The 4,250-nt window shown below is 67.8% G+C and carries 6 protein-coding genes; 2 read left to right on the top strand and 4 right to left on the bottom strand.

The annotated features are described in order from the left end of the window. Nucleotides 1-180: 180 nt before the first annotated feature. From ACT4N8_RS01350 to ACT4N8_RS01340, 3 genes are read right to left on the bottom strand one after another with little or no spacing between them, the layout of a single operon-like run. Nucleotides 181-1,311 carry a M23 family metallopeptidase gene (locus ACT4N8_RS01350; RefSeq protein ID WP_444856339.1) on the bottom strand — a complete coding sequence of 377 codons (1,131 nt, stop codon included), beginning with the start codon at nucleotides 1,309-1,311 and terminating at the stop codon, nucleotides 181-183. Continuing rightward, a complete protein-coding gene (gene cutA, locus ACT4N8_RS01345; RefSeq protein WP_444856338.1) occupies nucleotides 1,308-1,640 on the bottom strand; it encodes a divalent-cation tolerance protein CutA in 333 nt (110 codons plus the stop codon). Before cutA ends, ACT4N8_RS01350 begins: the two co-directional genes overlap by 4 nt. Next, nucleotides 1,637-2,686, bottom strand: coding sequence for a COX15/CtaA family protein (locus tag ACT4N8_RS01340; RefSeq protein ID WP_444856337.1), 1,050 nt, complete (start codon nucleotides 2,684-2,686; stop codon nucleotides 1,637-1,639). Before ACT4N8_RS01340 ends, cutA begins: the two co-directional genes overlap by 4 nt. Before the next feature lie 147 nt (nucleotides 2,687-2,833). Between ACT4N8_RS01340 and ACT4N8_RS01335 the strand changes: the two genes are divergently transcribed. Beyond that, nucleotides 2,834-3,202, top strand: a complete 369-nt coding sequence (locus ACT4N8_RS01335; RefSeq protein ID WP_444856336.1) for a MerC domain-containing protein — start codon at nucleotides 2,834-2,836, stop codon at nucleotides 3,200-3,202. A 207-nt stretch (nucleotides 3,203-3,409) separates the two neighbouring features. Beyond that, a complete protein-coding gene (locus ACT4N8_RS01330; RefSeq protein ID WP_444856335.1) occupies nucleotides 3,410-3,871 on the top strand; it encodes a Fur family transcriptional regulator in 462 nt (153 codons plus the stop codon). 4 nt (nucleotides 3,872-3,875) lie between these two features. Here ACT4N8_RS01330 and ACT4N8_RS01325 read toward each other — a convergent pair. After that, a partial coding sequence (locus tag ACT4N8_RS01325) for a glycosyltransferase (protein ID WP_444856334.1) occupies nucleotides 3,876-4,250 on the bottom strand: 375 nt, incomplete at its 5' end.

The following is a 4,250-nucleotide window of genomic DNA, read 5'->3' as shown; positions in this document are numbered from 1 at the left end:
TTCTTCTCCACCTCGCGCGGCTTGGCCGACTTGGTGGTCTTCATCAGCGCCTTCATTGGCTGCGACCTCTTTGAAATGAGCAGCGCCGCTCGAACGGAGCGGCGCGGACGGCGGGCAAATGGCAGCGGGGCCCGAGAAAGTCAAGAAATGCGGGGCTTTCGTGAGAGGTAAAATAATACCTTAGCGCGTTCCCGGAAATCTGACGACGGCGTTCGGCGCGGGCCGGAGCGGTGCCTCTCTGTCGCTTCCGCGCTCCTCGGCGTTCCATGGCCCGCCGCCCGCGAAGGCTTCGATCGACGGATAGCCACCCAGAATCTCGACCTGGTCGATCACGAAGGGCAGCCCGTCGGCGGCGAGCGGCGAATTGGCGTCCGCGAGATGAAAATGGAGGTGCGGACTGCTGCCCTGGCCGGTGAGGCCGAGCCGAGCGATCGGCTGTCCGAGCCTGACCCGCTCGCCGATGCGAACGAGGATTCCGGGACGCAGGTGCTCGTAGAAGGCATAGCGGCCCTCGCCGATGTCGATAGCGACATAATTGCCCGTCGCGTCGCCGAGTGAAACTGCGGGCAGGGACGCAAGGGTTGCAGCTTCGGGCATGTCGTCGCGCACGGCGACGACAGTCCCGTCCGCAACCGCCAGAACCTCGGCGTCGTGGCCGACGAACTGGTCGAGCCTTTCGCCGCCTCCCGAGCGACCGCCTGCGTCGACGCCGAACCAGTCGATCGCGAAGCGCCCGGGCACGCGCACCGCGCCCGCGGTCGCATATGGGAAACGGCGATGGCCGCGGGCCATTCGAGGGGCATAGACCGCGACCCATGGGCCGCCGCGCAACGGCGGGCCGAGACGCGTCGGCGGCCTTCGTGTGACCGTCACATTGGGCGCAATCAGACTGTGCGGACCCGCATCCCCTTCGGCGAACCTAAAGCCGATCCGGTGGCCAAGTGCCGCGGGTATCTGGCCCGTGGCAGGAAGATCGAGATAGACGACGATCCGCGCGCCGGGCGGCACCAGTCGCGCATCCGCCGTGTCGCGCGCACCGGCCCGCTCGATCCAGCCGTCGAGCGTCTCGCCCTCGGCCCCGGCGAAAGTTTCGCCGCCTTCGTTCAACACCTCGATCCGCTCGATCCGGATCGGACGGGAGGCGAAGTTGGTCAGGTGAATCTCGTAAGAAAGGTGCCGAACGCCGCCCATATCGGCGACGGTCGGCGCGAACGGCACGGCCACGTCGAACGATTGGACGACCGGCGCGTGCGGCTGCACCGCCGCATTAACGGCGACGAGCGCCGCCCCGAGCGCGAGCAGAACCCTCATGCGCTGTTCTCCAGCACCCAGTCGAGATAGGCCCGGTGGGTACCCGCGATCGGGAGGACGGTGATCGCCGGGACGTCGTAGCTGTGGGCGGCGTGGATCGCCTGCATGAGATCGTTGACCCGTTCGTGGCCGGTCTTGAAGATCGCGGCGACCTCGTCCGCCTCCTCGACCGCGCCCTGCCAGCGGTAGATCGACCGGCACGGGCCGAGGATGTTGACGCAGGCGGCGAGCCGCGCCTCGACCATGTCGCGGCCGATGCTGCGCGCCTCCGCCTCGTCGCCGAAGATGACGTAGAGGGCGACGATCTCGCTCTTGAGGATGCCGGTCATGCCGCCGCCTTCTCCCTTGCCGGGCCGCCAAGCCGGTGCGCGGCGGTGACCAGGGCGGCGAGGAGGAGGGCGGCCATGCCCTGGTGCGCGACCGCGATATCGATCTGGACGCCCGACAGAATAACAAGGATGCCGAGCAGGAGCTGGGCGAGGACGGCACCGATCAGCAAGGCGGCGTCGGCGCGGAAGCCGCGCAGCCAGGCGCGGACGCCGAGCCAGACCGCGACCGCCGCCACGACGAAGGCGAGCCAGCGGTGGACGAACTGCACGACCAGGGGGTTGTCGACGAAGTTGCGCGGGAACGGCTCGAGCATCGGCGCCTCGGCCGGGAAGAGCGCGTCGCCCATGAGCGGCCAGCTGTTGAAGGTGTAGCCCGCCTCCAGCCCCGCGACATAGGCGCCGAACAGGAATTGGAGAAAAACGAGGCAGAGCGCCCAGATGCCGAGAAGGGGCAGCTTCACCGGCCGCGCGCCGGCGTCTTTCGCGAGCGCGTTTAGATCGAGCGAGACCCAGATGATCGCGGCGAAGATGGCGAAGGCCATGAGCAGGTGGATGGCAAGGCGGATATGGCTGACCTCGGGCACGTCGACCAGTCCGGAGGCGACCATCCACCAGCCGATCGCCCCCTGCAGCGCGCCCAATCCGAACACTCCGCCGAGCTTCCAGCCGTAGCCGGAAGGAATTGCCCGCTTCCACCAGAACCAGAGCAAGGGCAGCGCGAAGGCAAGGCCGATCAGCCGCCCGAGCAGCCGGTGGACATATTCCCAGAAGAAGATGGTCTTGAAGTCCGACAGCGTCATGCCGGTATTGACCTGCTGGTATTGCGGCGTCGCGCGATAATGATCGAACTCGCGCTGCCAGTCGGCCTCGTTCAAGGGCGGGATCGCGCCCGAAATCGGCTCCCAGCGCACCATCGACAGGCCGGATTCGGTGAGCCGCGTGATCCCGCCGACGACGATCATCACAAAGATCAAAACCGCGACGAAGGTCAGCCAGTTGGCGAGCTGGCCGGGGCGGGGCCGGGCTTCGGTCGGGCGGGAGAACATCGCGCGCCCTATGGCGAAGGCGCGGGCGCTTGCCAAGCAAGCGTGCGGGGACATGTTATTGCGTGTCCCCGTGGAACGAAAGCGTCAATGTGATGTTGTAACTTTAACCGCCCAGGCGTATATCGTCCGGTGAGAAGGGAATCGCTCGTGTTCGGAAGCGTCGCACGGATCGGGACGATCGACCGGTGGGCCATCGGCCTGTCGGGCCTTTGCCTCGTCCATTGCATCGCCGGCGCGGTGCTGCTGACCTTCCTGGCCTCGGCGGGCGGGCTCCTCCTGCATCCGATCTTCCACGAGGCCGGGATGGGTCTCGCCATATTGTTCGGCGTGATCGGTCTCGGGCGCGGCATAAGGCTGCACGGCTTCATGCTACCCGCCTCGATCGGCAGCCTCGGCCTCGGCATGATGGCTGGCGCGCTCACCCTCGGCCATGACGGCGGCGAGATGCTCTGGTCGATCGCCGGCGTGCTCGTCCTCGCTTTGGGCCACGACCTCAACCGCCGCGCGGTGATTTGAGACAACTCGTCACCCCGGCGAAGGCCGGGGTCTCATGGGGAAGCGCCGTGCCTTCTTGTCCCGGGATCCCATGGCTCGGGTCCGCCACGTCCCCCGGACGTGGCTGCGCAGTGCGGGGCACTGCGCACCTGCGCCATTTCGCCGGGAAGACGGGGAACGCCGACCGCTTACTTGTCCGCCACCACGCAAAGGCCTACATTTCCCGTCATGGAGCATGTCCACCACAGCCATCAGGGCGCTGACCTCGCCGAGGCCGCCCAGGCGACGATGACGAAGTCCGGCGAGCAATGGACGCCTATGCGCGCCGCCGTGTTCGACGCGCTGGCGAGTTTCGACAAGCCGGCCAGCGCCTATGACATCGCCGAGAAGGTCAGCGAAAATCAGGGCCGCCGCGTCGCCGCCAACAGCGTCTATCGCATCCTCGATCTGTTCGTCGGCGCCAACCTCGCCCGCCGGGTGGAAAGCGCCAACGCCTATGTCGCGAACGACCACCCCGATTGCCTGCACGACTGCATCTTCCTGATCTGCGACACCTGCGGCCAGGCGACCCACCTCGACGACGACAAAGTCACTGGCGGGGTCCGCGACGCCGCCAAGCGCGCCGGCTTCGCGCCCGCGCGCCCGGTGATCGAGGTGCACGGCAGGTGCGAAGATTGCGGCGACGCCTGACGGCTCAGGCCGCCGCCCGCTTCGCGCTCCCGCATCCGCACAAGGCGATCCGCTCCAGCTCCTCGGCGACCGGCGACCGCGCGATCTCGTCGGCGACCCGGCCGCCCAGCTCGGCCGCGGCGGCAGCGTAGCCTGGGTCCCCGAGCAAAGTTTCGATCGCGGCCCGGAACTCCTCGATGGTTGCTTCAGCCGGGAGCATCAGGCCCGCGCCGCGCGCGGTCACCCGCGTGGCATTGTCGTTCTGGTCGCGGCCGTGAGGCACGACCAGCATCGGCTTGCCGTGGGCGAGCGCGCGAGTCACGGTACCATGGCCGCCATGGGTGATCACCAGCGCCGCTTCCTTCATGAGCTGGTTGTGCGGCGCGCTGCGCACGAGCTG

The organism is Sphingosinicella sp. (assembly GCF_052387495.1).
Lineage (GTDB): Bacteria > Pseudomonadota > Alphaproteobacteria > Sphingomonadales > Sphingomonadaceae > Allosphingosinicella.
Note: the sequence above shows the minus strand (reverse complement) of the source record. Positions and strands in the feature narration are given on the sequence as shown.